At 74.1% G+C, this 16,464-nt stretch carries 18 protein-coding genes and 1 rRNA gene; 9 read left to right on the top strand and 10 right to left on the bottom strand.

From position 1 onward, the window contains the following. Nucleotides 1–293: 293 nt before the first annotated feature. From O4U47_RS14240 to O4U47_RS14225, 4 genes are all read left to right on the top strand, one after another. Nucleotides 294–1,373: a molybdopterin-guanine dinucleotide biosynthesis protein MobB gene (locus O4U47_RS14240; protein ID WP_270678327.1), complete on the top strand. Its 1,080-nt coding sequence runs from the start codon at nucleotides 294–296 to the stop codon at nucleotides 1,371–1,373. Nucleotides 1,374–1,456: 83 nt separating this feature from the next. Continuing rightward, a complete protein-coding gene (locus O4U47_RS14235; protein ID WP_270678326.1) occupies nucleotides 1,457–3,121 on the top strand; it encodes an ATP-binding cassette domain-containing protein in 1,665 nt (554 codons plus the stop codon). A 787-nt stretch (nucleotides 3,122–3,908) separates the two neighbouring features. After that, the gene (locus O4U47_RS14230) at nucleotides 3,909–4,766 is read left to right on the top strand and encodes an Imm49 family immunity protein (protein WP_270678325.1); all 858 of its coding nucleotides are present in this window, start codon (nucleotides 3,909–3,911) and stop codon (nucleotides 4,764–4,766) included. Nucleotides 4,767–4,984: 218 nt separating this feature from the next. Next, nucleotides 4,985–5,452 (top strand): immunity 49 family protein, encoded by a 468-nt coding sequence (locus O4U47_RS14225; protein ID WP_270678324.1) that lies wholly within the window; start codon nucleotides 4,985–4,987, stop codon nucleotides 5,450–5,452. 108 nt (nucleotides 5,453–5,560) lie between these two features. Here the strand turns inward: O4U47_RS14225 and O4U47_RS14220 are convergent, their stop codons facing one another. The 5 genes from O4U47_RS14220 to O4U47_RS14200 all read right to left on the bottom strand — a co-directional run bounded on the left by O4U47_RS14220 (nucleotide 5,561) and on the right by O4U47_RS14200 (nucleotide 9,560). Then, complete coding sequence (locus O4U47_RS14220) at nucleotides 5,561–6,256, bottom strand: response regulator transcription factor (protein WP_270678323.1); 696 nt, start codon at nucleotides 6,254–6,256, stop codon at nucleotides 5,561–5,563. Continuing rightward, complete coding sequence (locus tag O4U47_RS14215) at nucleotides 6,253–7,551, bottom strand: sensor histidine kinase (RefSeq protein WP_270678322.1); 1,299 nt, start codon at nucleotides 7,549–7,551, stop codon at nucleotides 6,253–6,255. Before O4U47_RS14215 ends, O4U47_RS14220 begins: the two co-directional genes overlap by 4 nt. Nucleotides 7,552–7,555: 4 nt before the next feature. After that, nucleotides 7,556–7,801 (bottom strand): hypothetical protein, encoded by a 246-nt coding sequence (locus tag O4U47_RS14210; protein WP_270678321.1) that lies wholly within the window; start codon nucleotides 7,799–7,801, stop codon nucleotides 7,556–7,558. A gap of 109 nt (nucleotides 7,802–7,910) precedes the next feature. Continuing rightward, the gene (locus O4U47_RS14205; protein WP_270678320.1) at nucleotides 7,911–8,588 is read right to left on the bottom strand and encodes an MBL fold metallo-hydrolase; all 678 of its coding nucleotides are present in this window, start codon (nucleotides 8,586–8,588) and stop codon (nucleotides 7,911–7,913) included. A 12-nt stretch (nucleotides 8,589–8,600) separates the two neighbouring features. Next, nucleotides 8,601–9,560 carry an aldo/keto reductase gene (locus O4U47_RS14200; protein ID WP_270678319.1) on the bottom strand — a complete coding sequence of 320 codons (960 nt, stop codon included), beginning with the start codon at nucleotides 9,558–9,560 and terminating at the stop codon, nucleotides 8,601–8,603. A 202-nt stretch (nucleotides 9,561–9,762) separates the two neighbouring features. Between O4U47_RS14200 and O4U47_RS14195 the strand changes: the two genes are divergently transcribed. Further along, nucleotides 9,763–10,215: a MarR family winged helix-turn-helix transcriptional regulator gene (locus O4U47_RS14195; protein WP_270678318.1), complete on the top strand. Its 453-nt coding sequence runs from the start codon at nucleotides 9,763–9,765 to the stop codon at nucleotides 10,213–10,215. 33 nt (nucleotides 10,216–10,248) lie between these two features. Here O4U47_RS14195 and O4U47_RS14190 read toward each other — a convergent pair whose 3' ends face one another. Continuing rightward, nucleotides 10,249–11,157 (bottom strand): LysR family transcriptional regulator, encoded by a 909-nt coding sequence (locus O4U47_RS14190; RefSeq protein ID WP_270678317.1) that lies wholly within the window; start codon nucleotides 11,155–11,157, stop codon nucleotides 10,249–10,251. 73 nt (nucleotides 11,158–11,230) lie between these two features. Between O4U47_RS14190 and O4U47_RS14185 the strand changes: the two genes are divergently transcribed. Beyond that, nucleotides 11,231–12,163, top strand: coding sequence for a DMT family transporter (locus O4U47_RS14185; protein ID WP_270678316.1), 933 nt, complete (start codon nucleotides 11,231–11,233; stop codon nucleotides 12,161–12,163). On the opposite strand, the gene O4U47_RS14180 is transcribed toward O4U47_RS14185, so the two are convergent. Together O4U47_RS14180 and rrf are read right to left on the bottom strand one after the other, a co-directional pair. Continuing rightward, nucleotides 12,151–12,465 carry a Uma2 family endonuclease gene (locus tag O4U47_RS14180; RefSeq protein ID WP_270678315.1) on the bottom strand — a complete coding sequence of 105 codons (315 nt, stop codon included), beginning with the start codon at nucleotides 12,463–12,465 and terminating at the stop codon, nucleotides 12,151–12,153. The genes O4U47_RS14185 and O4U47_RS14180 overlap by 13 nt on opposite strands. A gap of 377 nt (nucleotides 12,466–12,842) precedes the next feature. Further along, nucleotides 12,843–12,961, bottom strand: a 5S ribosomal RNA gene (gene rrf, locus O4U47_RS14175). A gap of 301 nt (nucleotides 12,962–13,262) precedes the next feature. Here rrf and O4U47_RS14170 point away from each other — a divergent pair. Further along, nucleotides 13,263–14,093, top strand: coding sequence for a putative protein N(5)-glutamine methyltransferase (locus O4U47_RS14170; RefSeq protein WP_270678314.1), 831 nt, complete (start codon nucleotides 13,263–13,265; stop codon nucleotides 14,091–14,093). Here the strand turns inward: O4U47_RS14170 and O4U47_RS14165 are convergent. After that, nucleotides 14,074–14,529 (bottom strand): MarR family winged helix-turn-helix transcriptional regulator, encoded by a 456-nt coding sequence (locus O4U47_RS14165; protein ID WP_270678313.1) that lies wholly within the window; start codon nucleotides 14,527–14,529, stop codon nucleotides 14,074–14,076. The two genes, O4U47_RS14170 and O4U47_RS14165, sit on opposite strands and share 20 nt — an antisense overlap. Before the next feature lie 135 nt (nucleotides 14,530–14,664). On the opposite strand from O4U47_RS14165, the gene O4U47_RS14160 reads away from it, so the two are divergent. Further along, on the top strand, nucleotides 14,665–15,039 hold the full coding sequence (locus O4U47_RS14160) for a cupin domain-containing protein (protein ID WP_270678312.1): 375 nt from the start codon (nucleotides 14,665–14,667) through the stop codon (nucleotides 15,037–15,039). A gap of 78 nt (nucleotides 15,040–15,117) precedes the next feature. Here the strand turns inward: O4U47_RS14160 and O4U47_RS14155 are convergent, their stop codons facing one another. Then, entirely contained in the window at nucleotides 15,118–15,570 is a 453-nt protein-coding gene (locus tag O4U47_RS14155) for a VOC family protein (RefSeq protein WP_270678311.1), read from the bottom strand. Nucleotides 15,571–15,641: 71 nt separating this feature from the next. On the opposite strand from O4U47_RS14155, the gene O4U47_RS14150 reads away from it, so the two are divergent. After that, a complete protein-coding gene (locus O4U47_RS14150; protein ID WP_270678310.1) occupies nucleotides 15,642–16,310 on the top strand; it encodes a CGNR zinc finger domain-containing protein in 669 nt (222 codons plus the stop codon). Nucleotides 16,311–16,464 lie beyond the last annotated feature (154 nt).

Raw genomic sequence — 16,464 nt, 5'->3', positions numbered from 1 at the left:
ATCGCGGAGGGGGCGCATTCCGGGCATATCGGGCGTCGGATGGGGGCTCCGGCGACCGTGGTGGAATCGACACCTGATCGGCCTGAAAGTGGCGATTTCATGACGCAGGACGGCCTCGGGGTGCTCGTGGGCCCCAGGCGGCTGCCCCGGAGCGGGGCGCCGGCCGCCCCTCTCCACCGGCATGAAGGTTTCCTCATGGCGTGCTCAGAAGGGGCTCATCCCCGTCCCGGAGGATTTCCAGTGGTTCGGACACGGACCACCGCTTCCACCGACGATCGGGAGACGTACACCTCATGCCCGCTTCCTCCCTCACCGAGCTCACCCCCTCCCGGCGCGCCGCCCTCAAGGTCTCCTACACGGCGCGCGCCCTCGACGCCGAGCGCCCGGCGCACGTGCTCAGCGGGCCGGACGTGCGCCCGCGCCCGGGTGACCTCGTCGTCGCCTCCGTCGCCGGGATCGGCCGCCACACCCGCCTGGAGTCGGCGCAGGGGCGCCGCCGCCACCTCTTCCCCGGCGACGAGGTGCTGGTGGCCTACGGCGCCCGCTACGCCCCCGACCAGTTCGAGGCCGAGGCGCCGACGGACCTGGGCCCGTGCGACCTGGTCGCCGCGGGCGGAATCGCGGGCCTGGTGTCCAGCGCCCACGAGAACGTCCCCGAGCCGACCCGCCTGATCCCGGTCGGGCTCGCCGCCGACGCCGACGGGCGCCGCGTCACCATGGCCGACCTCGCCGCCCCGGCGCCGCCCGCCCCGCTGCACGGCGTCCCCACCATCGCGGTCGTCGGGACCTCCATGAACGCCGGGAAGACCACCACCGTGGCCCACCTGGTCCGCGGCCTGGCGGCGGCGGGCTACCGGGTCGGCGCCGCCAAGGTCACCGGCACCGGGGCCGGGGGCGACCGGTGGATGTTCCACGACGCGGGCGCCGACACCGTCCTCGACTTCACCGACGACGGCCTGGCCACCACCTACCGGGTGCCCGCCGAGCGCGTGGCGCGCGGGGCGGCCGCGCTGCACGACCGCCTCACCGCCGCCGGGGCGCAGGCGGTTGTGCTGGAGGTCGCCGACGGTCTGATGCAGCCCGAGACGGCGGCGCTGCTGTGCGACGGCGCCCTGCGCTCGCGCGTGGACGGCTGGGTGTTCGCCGCCGGGGACGCCGCCGGGGCCCTGTACGGCCGCGAGCGGCTGCGCACCGCTGGGCTTCCGGTGGTGGGGGTCGCCGGACGGTTCACCGCCTCCCCGCTGGCCGCGCGCGAGGCCACCGCCCTCATGGACGTCCCGGTCCTGGGCCGCGACGAGCTCGCCGACCCCGCGGTCGCCGCCGGACTGACCGCGCACCCCCTGGTGGGGGCCGTGCAGGGGCGGACGGCGTGACCACCGCCGTGCACCCGTCGGCGGCGGCCGCCGCCGACGGAACCACCAGGACCACAGGGAACACCGCAACCACGGGGAACTCCGTGAACGCCGGAGCCGCCACCGCCACGACCGCCCTGGACACGCGCCCCGAGGAGCCGCCGCGCCTGCTGGCCGGGCGCCGCCGGTGGCTCTTCGCCGCGCTGGTCGCCGTCGGGTTCGCGCAGGCGGGCGCGGCGGTCGCCTGGGCCGCGCTGGTGTCCCGGCTCGCCGGTGGAGCGGCCCCCATCACCGCCCTGCTGCCGTGGGCGGCCGGGCTGGTCGCCGCCACCGCCGCCCTCGTCTTCGGCGAGCGGGTGCTGGCCGAGCGCATGGGCCAGTCGTGGGTGATGGACGTGCGCACCGCCCTGTTCCGGCGCGCCTCCGCCGCCCCCTCCCGCCAGCCCGGGCGGGGCCGCTCCACCGGCGGCGCGTCGCTGCGCATGATGGGCAACCTCAGCGCGCTGCGCCGTTGGGCGGGCCTGGGGCTGGCCCGCCTCGCGGTCGCCGTGCCGCTGCTGGCGGGCTGCCTTGTGGCGTTCACGATCATCGCGCCGCCGGTCGCCGCCGCCGTGGGCGCGGTCGCCGGTGCGGGGCTGGCGGCGACGGTGGCGCTGTCGCCGTGGCTGCGCTCGGCCCACAGGGCGGCCCGGCGGCGCCAGGGCCGGGTCGCGGCGCACGTGGTGGAGCGGATCGGCAAGACACCGGTGGTGCAGGCCTTCGGCCGGGAGCGGGCCGAGCGGCGGGTGCTGGCGCGGCGCTCGCGGAAGCTGGCCCGGGAGCAGGTCCGGCGCGCCCGCGCGGTGGGCGCGGTGCGCGCCGTCGGGGAGGCGACCACGCTGGCGGCCACCGCGGCGGCCCTGGTGGCGGCCGCCGTCGCGGGCACGGGTCCGGCCCAGGCCACGGCGGCGATCGCGGTCGTCGGCATCATGGTCACCCCGCTGCGCGACCTGAGCCGGGTGAGCGAGTACCGCTCGGGGTGCGCGGTCGCGATGCGCCAGGTCCGCACCGAGCTGGCGCGGCCCAAGCGGCGCCGCCCGGGGACGAGCGCGCCGGAGCTGCCGGACGGCGGCGGCTCCCTGGACCTGGAGGGCGTACGGGTGGACGGCGTCTTCGCGCCGATCACCGCCCATGTGCCCGCCGGGTCGGTGGTGGCCGTGACGGGGCCCAACGGCAGCGGCAAGTCCACCCTGATGGCGGTGCTGGCGGGGCTGCTGCCGCCCGACGGCGGGCGGGTACTGCTGGACGGCGGCGACGTGAACACCTGCCGGGCGGCGTCGGTGCGCCGCGCCATCGGGGTGGTCGGTCCGGACCTGCCGCTGCTGCGCGGGACCGTCGGGTCGAACGTGCGCTACGCCGACCCCCGGGTGGGCGGGGCGCGCTTCCGCGCGGCGGTGGCCTCCGGCGGCCTGGACTCGCTGATCGCCGAGCTCCCGCTGGGCCTGCAGACGCCGGTCCGGGAGAACGGCGGCGGCCTGTCGGCGGGGCAGCGCCAGCGCGTGGCCCTGGCGCGGGCGCTGCTGAACCGGCCGCGGGTGCTGCTGCTCGACGAGGCAGACGCACACCTGGACACGGAGGCGGCCAGAGTGATCGACGAGGTGATCGCCGACTTCCCGGGCACGGTCGTGATCGTCACCCACCGCCCGGAGCGGCTGGCATCGGCCGACACGGTCTGGCGCCTGGGCGGAGGCCTGCTGCGCACAGGCGCCGGTCAGACCCGGGAAGGGTGACCGCCGCCCGACGCCCCGTCGCCCGGCGGCCCCGCCTCCCGCGACGCCCTGCAGTCGCGCAGCGCCTCACGTTCCCGCCTGTCCCCACGGCGTGTGAGACTTCGCCGTGCCGATGGCCCCGGTTCGGGGCCGCACGGCGTTGCGGACTTCGACGGCGGGCGGAAGGGGATCCGGACAGTGCACACCGAGCGGCGTATCGCCCGGCACAGCGTGCAGGAGAAGGCGGCGGCCGAGGCGACGGCGGACTTCACGGCGCGGATCGGCCGGGCCGTCGACCTCCAGACGGAGGCCGGCCGGGACGGCATCGGCTGGGAGATCGTCGCCGACGACCTGCTCGCGTACGCGGGCGCGCGCTCGCTGGCGGCCCCGGACATCGACACGGACGCCTTCTCCGCCCTCTACTCGGCGGCGGAGGCGCTGATCGGCGCGGTCAAGCTCGACTGCGCCCCGCGATCCTCGTCCTTCTCGGTCCACCTGTCCTACACCGGGACCGGGGTGTCCTACCGCGGGAACGGTGGCGGCGGGGAGCGGAACACCGACCTGGCGACCCCGCGCAGCCCCGCCTGGCTCCGGGCGCTCTACGCGTGCGTCGTCGCCGACGTGCACCACGGCAACTCCGGGGCGTTCATCTCACTCGCCTCCCTGTTCGGCGAGAACGAGGTGCTCGCGCGCGGGCTCACCTACTACCTCTTCCCCGAGACCGGCGCCACGCGTGAACAGATCCTGGGCTACGTAGGCTCCGCCGTCCCCGCCATCTCCACCGTCCCGGCCGCCCCGTACCGACCTCATGCTGCTGTTCGCCCTGCTCTCCCGAGACGCGGAGCTCTTCTGGGGCCTGATGGCAGCGCGCTTGGAGGAGCACCGGGAGAAGGCCTCGGCGGCTTCCCCCGCCTCACTCCTGCCTCTACCCGAGATCGCTTTCGCTGCGATGGCCGTGCGTTCGGAGGGCTGGGATCCGCCCTTCGTGTCCGACTACCTGCCGAGGCGCTTGGTCGTGGGCGAAGAGGCGAACAGCCGAGCGCGCGTCGGCCCCTACGGCGAGGGCAAGGACGCGGGTGCGCTGAAGGCGCTGTCCCAAGGGCCTCTCCGAGTGGAGCGTCCGAAGGCGTTCCAGAGGCCCGGCCTCGACCGCCTTCTGGACGCGCTGGACGAGATGTGCCAGGAGGACCTGGGCCCGACGGGGGTCTGGCGCCCTGAGATCCTGCCCAGGATGCGGTCGAGCGCCCTCCAGGACACCGCGAGGGACGAGGTCCGACGCTTCCGGTACCGGTCATTCGCCGACCCGCAGGGGAACGACGGCCGCCAGGGCGAAGCGCTCGTGAACGCCTCGCAAGCGGCCGCGGCCGCTTTCGCCATCGCCGTCTCCGACGGGGAGTCGGTCGAGGTGACGATCGGCGGAACCACGGCGCCGATGCCCTGTGTTCCGATGACGGGCGACATCTCCACGAGCACGCTCACGTTCGCGATCGAGTGTGCGCTTTCCGCCGGATACCGCAGAGCACTCGACTTCCTGTTGAGCCCAACGGTCACGGAGGTCACGCCGAGTGGCTTTGTTCGCGAGAGTGGACAGCGTTTGTCGATCAGTTTCGACAGCGCCCCTGTTCGTCGTGGGGCCGTGTTGATGGCTCCTGACAGCACCGCATGAGACGGGGCACACCTTGCCCTTCCTCGACAGGCGCCCCCACCGCCGTCTGCGACGCCGCAGGTCAAGGTGGAGCGCCCGCAGCGAAGCGAGGACGAACGACCTTGAGGTGCGGGGAGCGGCGGCCACACTCGGGGGCGAGGAGGGCACCGGCGCTGTCGGAACTCATCGACACGGTTCAGCGCCAGGAAGCTTCAGACGCTTCCGGAACCCATCGACAAGTGCTGCTGCTTCTCATCGACATAGCCACGCCGAGCGGCCACAAGGGCGGTCTGCCCGTGTTCGACTCTTATGCCGACGTGTTCCTCGCCTTCCTCGGGGAGCAAGCGGAGTTCGGTGCCGAAGAACCCGCCTCCGAGAGGACGCGCGCCGCCATGGACCAGGCGTTGGCCGACCTCGACTCTTGCCCCGCAATCCCCGGAATCGCCATTCCACCCGTCGTCCTCCTCTCCCAGCTCGTGGCGAACGACCGGGACGGCTTCGCGCTGGCGCTGGCCGACGCACTTGAGGCGCACAGGGACGCGTTCAGCGTCGGGGAGAGCGTTGAGGATGTGGACGGACTCATCAACCTCCGGATCCTCGCCCTGGCCTGCCTGGCCCGCGCGCGGGGCTGGGAGATCGGCGTCGACAGCGAATACCTCCCGTGCGGAGTCATCGCCCACGCGGCAGCAGGCCTCACATCCGGGTGAGCCTGCCGACCGCGCACCGTTCACGGCACGGCACGGCGCGACTCCGGCACCACTCCGGCACGGCACCGTATGGCCCGCATGGCCCAGTACGGCACCGCACGGCCCGGGTCAGCGGTCCAGCCTGTTCCGACGTGCGTAGGCGGCGGCTTCGGTGCGGTTGCGCAGTCCGGTCTTGGCGAACGCGTTGTTCACGTGCGTCTTCACCGTCGACTCCGCGATGAACAGGGTCCCCCCGATCTCGGCGTTGCTCAGACCGCGGGCGATGAGGCCCACCACCTCGGCCTCGCGACGGGTGAGGCCGTCCGGCGGCTCCTGCACGGGTTCCGCCCCGCCCGCCCCCTCCGGCTCGTCCCGCGCCTCTTCCGGCGCCACCCCCCGAACGGCCATCGCCTCGGCCAGGCGGCGCGACACCCCCGGTGTGAACGCGGCCTGCCCCGCCGCGGCCGCCCGGACCGCCGCCGCGATGCCGTCCCGTCCGGTGTCCTTCGTCAGGTATCCGTGCGCCCCCGCCCGCAGCGCCGCCGCGATGGACTCGTCATCGTCGTAGGTGGTCAGCACCAGCACCGCGACACCGGGGTGCTCCCTGCCGATCCGCTCGGTCGCCGCCACTCCGTCCGTGCCCGGCATGCGCAGGTCCATCAGCACCACGTCCGGCCGCCGCTCCGCGGTGGCACGCAGGGCGCCTTCGCCGTCACCGGCGTCGCCCACCACCTCGATGCCGTCGATCAGCCCGAGAAGCGCGACCAGGCCTTCGCGCATGACCTGCTGGTCGTCGGCGACGACCACTCGGATCGGACCGCTCACTCGGGCACCTCCGCCACCACCCGCCATTCCCGCGACACGGCCCCGCGCTGGTCGGCCGCCTCCGCACCGCCCTCTGACCTACCGCCCCCGGACGCACCGTCGGCCGCGCCGTCCCCGTCCGGGCCGCCCTCATCCGGGCCGTCTCCCAGGGGACCGGCCCGAAGCGTACCGCCGACCGCGGCGAGCCGCTCGGCCATCCCGGCCAGGCCGAATCCCCCGCCGCCCCCGGCCACGGCCCCCGGCCGCTCCGCGGGGCCGTTGCCCACGGTCAGACGGGCACCCGCGTCCGTGTAGGCGAGGACGACGCGTGTCGGCGCCCCCGGGGCGTGCCGGGCCGCGTTGGTCAGCGCCTCGCGCGCCGTGCCGCTGAGGGCGAGCTCCGCCGCGGGCCGCAGCGGGCGCGGCGCCCCCGTGACGTCGACGTCCACACGCACCCCGTGGCCGCCCCGGTGGGCCGCGGCGATCGCCTCGATCGACTCGGGAAGCGAGGCCGGCGGGTCCGCCCGCAGCGCGGCGATCACGGTGCGCGCCTCCCGGAGCCCTTCGGCGGCCATCGCCCGGGACCTGCGTACCCGGTCCGCGGCGCCCTCCACGTCACCGCCCCGGGCCAGCAGCGACTCGGCGACGTCCAACTGGACGCCGAGCGCACCCAGCGAATGCGCCAGCACATCGTGCAGGTCGCGGGCGATGCGGGCGCGCTCGTCCAGGGCCGCCGAGCGCTCGCGCTCCTGCTGGGCGGCCCGGGTCTGTTCGAGGAGCCGCTCCGTCTGCAGCGCCTGCAACCGGTACTGCCGCCGTCGCAGCCCGAACAGCAGCACGACGGTCTGCAGCGCCGCGTGCAGCAGGAGCGGCTCGACGCGCTGCTCGGCCGGCCACAGGCTCACCAGGGCGATGGCGACCTCGACCGCGAACAGCGCCAGGACGCTCCGCACGGAAGGGCGCAGGTGCAGCGCGTACGTCCCCATGCCGACGAAGACCGGGATGGTCGCCGCGCCGCCGGCCGGCCCGACCACGGCCGCCGCCAGGACCGTGGACAGCGCGAGGCAGGCCAGCGCGGTGCGCGGTGCGGCCCGGTCGCCGACGGCGAACACCAGCCAGCAGGTCAGGCTCGCCCCCAGGGCGGCCCACACCCACACCGAGGCGTGCTCGGGCGCGCCGGTCAGCAGCCCCCACAGGACGATCCCGGTCGCGACGACCCGGATCACCATTCCGGTCTCCGGGTCGTCGGAGACCCACAGCCCCACGGCGGCCCTCCACAGCCGCTTCACGCCCTCCGCGCTCCGGATCGGCACCACCGCCTCAGTTTCCGGCCAGCCCCATGATCATCTGCATCATGAGCATGCGATACGCCAGGAATCCCAGCACGACCAGGACCCCGATCCCGGCGATCACCAGGATGGTCTTCCCGTTCATCTTGCCTCCGTTCCGGTCCAGGACCGCCTTGATCAGCAGACGCACGAGCCCGGCCCTGCTCCCCGGCCGCCCGCGTGTGGCGCCGACGAGGAGCGAGAGCAGGTCGTTCGTCCGCCCGTCGCGTTCGTTCATGAAGGCGATCCTGGCTCCGCGGCGCCTCACCGCGGCACCGACGAAGGGTGGAGATCACGGTGGAGGCCCCCGACGGCCTCCACCCCTGGGGGTGGAGGCCGCCTCGTCCTCACGGGGCCGACGCGGCCGCGAGCCACGGGTGGACCAGGCGCTCTCCTCCCAGAGTCGTGGCGCCTCCGTGGCCGGGGAGGACCGGGGTGTCGTCCGGAAGGCCGGCGCAGTGGCGGGCCAGGGACGCCCGGAGCCGCCGCCCGTCCCCGCCGGGGCCGTCCGTCCGCCCGAGCTCGCCGCGGAGCAGGGCGTCCCCGGTGAACAGCGCGGTCTCCCCCGTCCCGTCGTCGCGCACGTGGACGAGCACCGATCCCGGTGTGTGCCCTCCGGTGTGCAGCGCCTCTACGGCCAGCCGTCCGACGCGCAGGGAGTTCCGGTCCCCGTGGAACTCGCGCAGGTCGACGGGCTCGGTGCCGGGGTGCCCGTCGAGGAGGTGCGCCGGGAAGTCGGACGGGAGCCCGCGGGCGGGCGCACCGACCATGAAGCGGTCGGCGGCGTGCACGTACACCGGAACGCCGTAATGCCCCGCCACCGGGACCGCGTCCCAGGTATGGTCCATGTGCCCGTGGGTGAGGACGACGGCCGCCGGGTCCAGCCGGTGCCGCCCGATCAGGTCGGCCAGACCCGCGAACGCCTCCTTCCCGGGGTCGACGAGGAGGCAGTCCGCCCCGGGGCCGGGGGCCACGACGCGGGTGTTGGTTCCGAATTCCCCCGCGGGGAAGCCGAGGATCAGCACGGCGCCTCCTGATCAGTAGCGGGTGCCGACCGGGGCGGGAGCCCCGTCCAGCACAGCCAGGTGCTCGTCGGACAGCACGAGGTCGGCCGCGGCCGCGTTCTCCCGGAGACGGCGGGGCCGCTTGGTCCCCGGGATGGCGATGACGTGCTCCCCCTGGGCCAGGACCCAGGCCAGGGACACCTGCGGAACGGTCGCGCCCGTGTCTGCGGCGACGTCCCGGACCCGGTCGACGATCGGCCGGTTCACCTCGATCGCCTCGGGTCGGAAGCGCGGTGTGCGGTGGCGCCCGTCCCCTTCGGGCAGGTCGGCCGGCGAAGAGATCCCCCCGGCCAGGAACCCGCGCCCCAGCGGAGAGTAGGCGATGAACGCGATCCCCTCCTGGGCGCAGCACTCCAGGACCCCGTCGGACAGCGGCTCCCTGCTCCACAGGGAGAGTTCGGACTGGACGCTGGACACGGGGTGGAGGGTGTGGGCGGTCCGGATCTGCTCCGCGCTCGCCTCGGACAGCCCGAGCGCTCCGACCTTGCCCTCCCCGACCAGTGCGGCGAGGGCGCCCCAGCTCTCCTCCAGAGGCACCTCGGGGTCGATCCGGTGCAGTTGGTAGAGGTCGATCCGGTCCACACCGAGCCGCCGGAGGCTGCCGTCGACGGCGGCGCGCAGGTGTTCGGGCCGACCGTCCCGGTGGCTGGCGAAGGTGGCGGGGTCATCGACGACGAGGCCGCCCTTGGTGGCCAGGAAGGCGTGCTCGCGGACGCCGCGCAGGGCCTGACCGACGAGTTCCTCGTTGGTGTAGGGCCCGTACTGGTCGGAGGTGTCGATCAGGTCGGCCCCGAGTTCCAGTGCTTCGCGGACGACCCGGACCGACTCCTCCCCGTCCCGGCCGAGGGGGTCGTACCCCCAGGACATTCCCATGCAGCCGAGCCCGATGGCGCCGACCCGGCGCCCCGTGGCGCCGATCTCCCGTGTCCGCACGGCGGTGCTCCTCTCCGCGCCGCAGGACGGCGCATGTGAATAACAGAACTCTGTCATTAGCCAGACTTCTGTATATCACGGGGCTCCGGTCCGCCGCCGGGGCGGAGGACCGGGATAATCGATGCCGACAGGACGAACGGGCGAGACGCCGAACGGGCGAAGAGCGGGCCCACAAGGCGGGGCCGCAGGCGGGAGCGGTGACATGGCGGACGGCACCCCGGGCGGCGAGGCCGGCGCCGGACGGCTCGGGCACACGATCAAGCGGGCGGAGCAGGCGCTGATCGCCCGCAAGACCCGGGCCCTCAAGGAGTTCGGCCTGACCGTCCCCCAATACGCCGTGCTCCTGCTGCTCTCGGACTCCGAGGGGATGTCGGCGGCCCAACTGGCGCGGGAGTGCATGGTCACCCCGCAGACCATGGCGACGGTGCTGTCCAACCTGGAACGGTCCGAGCTGATCGAGCGCGTCCCCTCGGCACTCCACCAGCGGGTCACGGTGAACCGGATCTCCGACTCCGGGCACGCGCTCGTCACCCGGGCCGACCGTGCCGCGCTGGCGGTCGAGGGCGCCCTGGCCGCCGAGTTCGGACACGGCGAACTCAGCGCGTTCGAGTCCTATCTGGAACGCGCCATCTCCGTCCTCGCCACCGAGGAGTGACCCGGCCGCCCCGCTGACGCAGCGGCCGCGCCCCTACGCCTCCGCCGGTACCCGCTGAAGCGACTCCCGGAGCACGCCCTTGAACGCGCGCACCGGCGGGGTCTCGGCACCCTCGCGCCAGATGACGGTGATCTCGCGGGCCAGCCCCGGTTCGACCGGGACGAACCGCACCCCCGGCGTCTCCGGGAACCGCGCCAGCTCCGGCACCAGGGCGACCGCGAGGCCCGCACGCACCAGGGCCAGCTGGGTGGGCATCTCGGTGAGCGTGTAGGGGACGCGGGGATCGAACCCGCACGCGCGCGCCACCTGCACCAGGCTCTCGTACGGCTCCGTCCCCGGCGCGCAGCTCGCCCACGCCTCGCCGGCCAGCTCCTCCAGGCCCACGCGTTCCCGTCCCGCGAGCGGGTGGCCCTCCGCCACACCGACCCGGACCTCCTCGCGCACCAGCCGCTCGACGGCCGCCCCCGCGGGCAGTGCCAGCGGGCGCGGCGACCAGCTCTCCACGACCAGCACGTCCAGGTCGCCGCGCATCAGCATCGGGAGCAGCTCCACCGCCTCCCCGTCGCACGCGGACGGCTCCACCCTCGGGTGCAGCGCGAGCAGCGACGCCAGGGCGGCCGGGACCAGCGTGCGCAGCGCCGACCCGACACCGGCCAGCCGCAGCGGCCCCAGCACCTCCTCCCCCAGGTCGTCCAGGTCGGCGCGGGCCCGCCGGAGCTGCTCGGCCACCCGTGCGGCGTGCCCGGCCAGCACCCGCCCGGCCTGGGTCAGCCGCACCGTCCGGCCGTCGGGTTCGAGGAGCGGGCGGCCCGCCTCCCGCTCCAGCTTGGCCAACTGCTGGGACACCCCCGACGGGGTCACGTGCAGGGCCCGCGCGGCCGCCGCCACCGAGCCGTGCTCGGCCACCGCGGCCAGGGCGCGGAGGCGATCGGTACTGAACACATCAGCAACGCTACCGAATCATGGCCACGAATCATCGCTTTTGTTTCCGACTCACCGGCACCAGAGTGGAGGCATGCTCCTCCGCCGCATCGACCCGGTGCTGCTCGCCCTCGCCGGGGCGGCCTGCACGTCCCTGTCGGCCCCCTTCGTCAAGGCCTCGGGCGCCGACGCCGGGACCGCCGCCTTCCTGCGGTGCGCCCTCGCCCTGCCGCCCCTGGCCCTGCTCTCCGCCGCCGAGCTGCGCCGTGTGGGCCCACGCCCCCGGCGGTTCGTGCTCACCGACGCGGCGGCCGGCCTGCTCCTCGGCGCCGACTTCGTCCTCTGGGCGGCGAGCATCGAACTGCTCGGCGCCGGCGTGGCGACCGTCCTGCTGAACGTGCAGATCATCGTGTTCCCCCTGCTGGCCCGCGTGGCCTCGGGCGAGCGCCCGCCGCGCGGGTTCGGGTTCGCCGCCGCGGCGATGCTGGCCGGGCTCGCCCTCGCCTCGGGGGCGCTCGCCCCGTCCGGGGGCACCGACGCCGTCGTCGGGGCGCTGTTCGGCGCGGGGGCGGGCACCGCGTACGCCGGGTACCTCTTCCTGTCCCGGCTCGGCGGCGGCCGGGGCCATACGGCGACGCCGGTGTGCACCTCCACGGCGGCGGCCGCCGTGTCCGCCGCCGCCATCGGGGGGCTGTGGACCGGGTTGAACCCCGGAGCGCTGGACGCCTCGGGGTGGGCCTGGCTGACGGCCGTGGCCCTGCTCGGGCAGGTGCTGACGTGGCTGCTGGTCGGCGCGGCGCTGCCGCGGTTGGCACCCGGCGTGGGGGCGGCGGTCATGGTGCTGCCGCCGGTCATGGCGCTCGCGGTCGGCGCGGCCTTCCTGGGGGAGCGGCTGTCGCCGCTTCAGCTCACCGGGTGCGCGGTCGTGGTCGGTGCGGTGTGGGCGGTCGAACGCGCGGGGAGGAGGGGCGCCCCGTCACAGGGGACGGCCCGGGAAGGGGCCGCGGAGGCCCGTCAGGAACCGTAGAGGGGCAGATCGTCCGTACCGACCGGCGAGGGAAGCGGGGACGGCAGCTCGATCTCCTCGCCGTACACACCGTTGACCCGCCCCCGGTACTCCCCGTCCTTCGGACGGGTGAACAGGCTCCACTCACCGGTACGGGGATCAAGAACGAGGTGGGCCTCAACACCCGCTCGCGCGTACCAGTCGTTCTTACCGCTGATGCCCCTGGACGTCTCCGACTGCGAGATCACCTCGACCGCCAGAGCGACGTCCCGGGGGTCGGCGAGCCAGGCATCGTCCTCGTCCCACTCGATGGGAAGGACCATCAGGTCGGGGGTGGCGTAGTCGTCCTCGTCGCCGGGAAGGGCGATCGACGAGACCTCGTACGGGGCGAGGCCCGACGGCAGCAGCGGTTCGATCCGGACCCTCAGGCGCCGGATCGTCCCGGCTGCTTCCCTGGAGGCGTGGGCGACATGACGAGGCTGCCTCCGATGATCTCAACCTGTAGTCCGGTGGATGCCTCGATGCTCTCGGCGACCTCTCTCAGGTTCCCCGGACGCGGATGCAACGCAGGAAGAGCCATGGTCGCCCACCTCCTCTCAGCGGTCGGTCACAGCCGAGCCGCTGGTGCCGCACGGCCGCGGCCGTCCACCCCTGAGAATACGAAAGAGGGGATCCTCGCGGATCCCCTCTTCGGAAGAATGTCCGGCGGCAACCTACTCTCCCACCCCACACCATGGGGGCAGTACCATCGGCGAATGGAGGCTTAACGACCGGGTTCGGAATGGGACCGGGTGTTTCCCTCCACCTATGACCGCCGAAACTCTAGACCGCCACCCCCGAAGGGGCGCGGAAGTCTCAAACAGGTTCAGAGTAGCACCACTCGCGCGCACCTACCAAGTCCGCGCCGACGAACCCCCAGGTGACCGATCCGGTCCCGCCCTTGAGGTACGGTCGGCGGGCAGCGCATTCACCGGCCGGACGCCCCGGCCGGAACGGACACGACGCATCGGAGGAGGTGAGCCCCGTACTCGCAGCACACGCCCGGGCGCTCCTCCCCGGTGAGCACGGCGGACGGCGACCGTACCGCCCTGCCTAGGCGAGCGCCCACGCTCCCTGGAAGGTGTTCGTGCCCTCGACACTCCCCTCCCCCGTCGTCGCCGACGCCGTGCGACGGCTCCGCGCCGCCGGCTGCGTCTTCGCCGAAGACGAGGCCGACCTCCTGGCCGAGGCCGCGGCCGACCCCCGTGACCTCTCCCGCCTCGTCGAGCGCCGATGCGACGGCATCCCCCTGGAGCACCTGCTCGGCTGGGCCGAGTTCGTCGGTCTGCGGATCGCCGTCGGCCCCGGGGTGTTCGTCCCCCGCCCCCGCTCGACCTTCCTCGTGGAACGCGCCGCCGACCACGCCCCCCGGTCCCATCCGCCGGTCGTCGTGGACCTGTGCTGCGGCGCGGGCGGCATCGGCGCCGCCCTCGCGTCCCTGCTCCCCGGAGCCGAACTGCACGCGGCCGACTCCGACCCGGCCGCGGTCGCCTACGCACGCCGGAACACCGCCCCCTACGGCGGTCGGGTGCACACCGGCGACCTCTACTCCGCACTTCCCGGCGGCCTCCGGGGGCGGGTGGACCTCCTCGTGGTCAACGCCCCGTACGTCCCGTCGGCGGAGATCCCCCTCCTCCCTCCGGAGGCCCGGCTGCACGAGCCCCTGCCCACGCTCGACGGAGGCCCCGACGGCGTCGACGTCCAGCGCCGCGTCGCCGCCTGCGCGCCCGCCTGGCTCGCGCCAGGAGGCCGCCTGCTGATCGAGACCAGCGGACGCCAAGCGGAGACGACGGCCGCAGCGGTCACCGACGCGGGACTGGAGGCCGCCGTGGAGTCGTGCGAGGAGTGGGACTGCACCGTCGTCGTGGGGACCGCCCCAGAAGCGCCGCAGGTCACCACGTCGGACGGATAGGGCCCCCTTCGGCCATCCGCTCCAAGTCCCGCCGGAGCTGCCCCATCCGGTCGGCCCCGATGGCCTCGGACCACGCCCCGGCCGCCTCGGCCGCCGCCGCCTCCGCCGCCCGCGTGCACGCGCGCCCGGCCTCGGTCAGCTCGACCAGCCGGGCGCGCGCGTCGTGCGGATGCGGGCCGCGCCGCACGTACCCCTTGGCCTCCAGCTCGTCCACGAGCTGGGCCGCCGCCTGCTTGGTCACACCCAGGTGAGCGGCCAGCCCGGTGACCGTCCCCCCGGCCGGGGCCAGGAAGGCGAACGCGAACCCGTGGGTGGGACGCAGGCCGGTGAAGCCGCGGCGCACGACCCCTTCGTCGATCCGCTCGGCCATCCGGGCCGCCGACGCCAGCAGCGCGAAGGCCAGGCCGACGCCGTCCTCGTTCGTAGAAGGGTCCATGCGTCCATCTTGGCGCAATGGTCAAGACTCTTGACCACGAGGGGGACATTAGGTCAAGCTACTTGACCAAAGGGGTGCACGACACACGGTCACACGCCCCCGCACGACGAGGCGACGACACGATCTGGAGACGCCATGCCCCTCATCCGCCCCGGCGACGCGCGCGTCCACCGCCTCCACGGCGCCGAATTCACCGGCTTCGCGAACTCCGCCACCGGCGCCGCCGAACTGCGCGCCTGGCAGCTCGACGTCCCCGGAGGCACCGAAGGCGCCGAGCACACCGTCACACGGGAGGAGGTGTTCCTCATCCTCGACGGGGAGCCGGCCCTGACCATCGACGGCCGCGCCGAGCGGCTCGCGCCCGGCGACGTGGCCCTGGTTCCCGCCCTGTCGAGGATCCGGCTCGACAACCCGGGCGACGCCCCCGCCCGGATGTGGGTGACCGCGTCCGCGGGCTTGGCCGCCGTCATGGCGGACGGCTCCCTCATCCGCCCACCCTGGGCCGCCTGACGGCAACGAGCGGGGAGGCGCGGGGTCCGGCGCACCTCCTGCCGCCGACCTCCGCCATCACCCCTACCCGGGGGGCCATCACTGGACGCAGAACTCGTTGCCCTCGGGGTCGGCCATCGTCACGTGGATGCCTTCGGGCTCCTCGACCCTCGCGAGGATGGCCGCACCGAGGCCTTCGATCCGCTTCACCTCCGCCTCGCGGCGCTCCGGCCCGACGGAGAGGTCCATGTGCAGCCGGTTCTTCACCTGCTTGGCCTCGGGGACCCGCACGAACAGGATCCGGCGCTTGGGCGCTCCGCGCTCCGGCGGGTCCGCGGGATGGTGGATCCCCTCGCCCTTGCAGAAGACCCGTCGACCGTTCCTGACCTTGTAGTCCGACTCGGCCACGAGGCCCTGGTCGATCAGGCTCCCGATGAACGCGTCGTGGTCCTCGACGACGTACCCGAGCGCCTCCGCCCAGAAGTCCGCCTGCGCGTGCGGGTCCGCGCTGTCCACCGTGAGCTGCCAGTTGATCGGCATCGCGCCGTCCATGTCCGTCTCCCTCGGCCTGCATCGGGGAGGGCGGCCCGACCACCCTCGATGTCACCAGTTATAGTGGTTACATGAGCAGCGGCACAAGCGAGAACGCCAACGGGGTCACCCTCGTCCCCCGGGACGGGCACGCCTACCGATTCGACCCCGGGGCCCTGTTCCTGGACTTCCTGCTGTCCGGAGGGCCGGGGCCCATCGCCCGCTGGGAGTCCTTGAACACCCCTGAGGACCTTCGCTCGTGGTTCTCCCGCACGCGTCTGCGCCTGGAGCCCGCCGACATCCGGGCGGGCCCCGCCGACGTGGAGGACGCACGGCGCATGCGCGACGCCCTATGGCGGCTCGTCCACGAGCGCCTTGGACGCGGACGTGCCGAGCCAGGGGACCTGGAAGCGGTCAACGAGGCCGCATCGCGGCCGTCGCTCGTTCCCCGCATGGAATCCACCGGGGTCCCCGGGGACCCCGAGGAGACCGCGGACGCCGCGGCCGGCCACGCGGCGCGGGCGGCCTGGGCGACCCCCATCGAGGCCGCACAGGTCACCTCGCATATCGCCAGGAGCGCCATCGACCTGCTCACCGGCCCTTGGTCGGGGAGGATCAGGGAATGCGGTGCCGACAACTGCATGCTCGTCTTCGTCGACCTGTCCCGACCGGGGAAGCGCCGCTGGTGCTCGATGGAGAGATGCGGGAACCGGACCAAGGTCCGCGCCCTCCGGGCGCGGAAGTCGGCCGACGCCCCCTGAGGGCCCGGTGCGGTCGGTAAGCATCCGCATCGGAATTTCACATGTTCACAAGCCCGGGCACAAAAAAGGGCGGACCCCACACAGGGGCCCGCCCTCCACAAAAAATGCGGCGGCACCCTACTCTCCCACCCCACACCATCGAGGCAGTACAATC

This window comes from Nocardiopsis suaedae, from assembly GCF_027706745.1.
GTDB lineage: Bacteria > Actinomycetota > Actinomycetes > Streptosporangiales > Streptosporangiaceae > Nocardiopsis_A > Nocardiopsis_A suaedae.
Note: the sequence above shows the minus strand (reverse complement) of the source record. Positions and strands in the feature narration are given on the sequence as shown.

Excerpts from the sequence above, each read along its gene's own strand:
- O4U47_RS14240 (WP_270678327.1), top strand. The coding sequence starts at position 294 with ATGCCCGCTTCCTCCCTCACCGAGCTCACCCCCTCCCGGCGCGCCGCC.
- O4U47_RS14230 (WP_270678325.1), top strand. The coding sequence starts at position 3,909 with ATGCTGCTGTTCGCCCTGCTCTCCCGAGACGCGGAGCTCTTCTGGGGC.
- O4U47_RS14210 (WP_270678321.1), bottom strand. The coding sequence starts at position 7,801 with ATGAACGAACGCGACGGGCGGACGAACGACCTGCTCTCGCTCCTCGTC.
- O4U47_RS14195 (WP_270678318.1), top strand. The coding sequence starts at position 9,763 with ATGGCGGACGGCACCCCGGGCGGCGAGGCCGGCGCCGGACGGCTCGGG.
- O4U47_RS14185 (WP_270678316.1), top strand. The coding sequence starts at position 11,231 with ATGCTCCTCCGCCGCATCGACCCGGTGCTGCTCGCCCTCGCCGGGGCG.
- O4U47_RS14180 (WP_270678315.1), bottom strand. The coding sequence starts at position 12,465 with ATGGTCCTTCCCATCGAGTGGGACGAGGACGATGCCTGGCTCGCCGAC.
- O4U47_RS14165 (WP_270678313.1), bottom strand. The coding sequence starts at position 14,529 with ATGGACCCTTCTACGAACGAGGACGGCGTCGGCCTGGCCTTCGCGCTG.
- O4U47_RS14160 (WP_270678312.1), top strand. The coding sequence starts at position 14,665 with ATGCCCCTCATCCGCCCCGGCGACGCGCGCGTCCACCGCCTCCACGGC.
- O4U47_RS14155 (WP_270678311.1), bottom strand. The coding sequence starts at position 15,570 with ATGGACGGCGCGATGCCGATCAACTGGCAGCTCACGGTGGACAGCGCG.
- O4U47_RS14150 (WP_270678310.1), top strand. The coding sequence starts at position 15,642 with ATGAGCAGCGGCACAAGCGAGAACGCCAACGGGGTCACCCTCGTCCCC.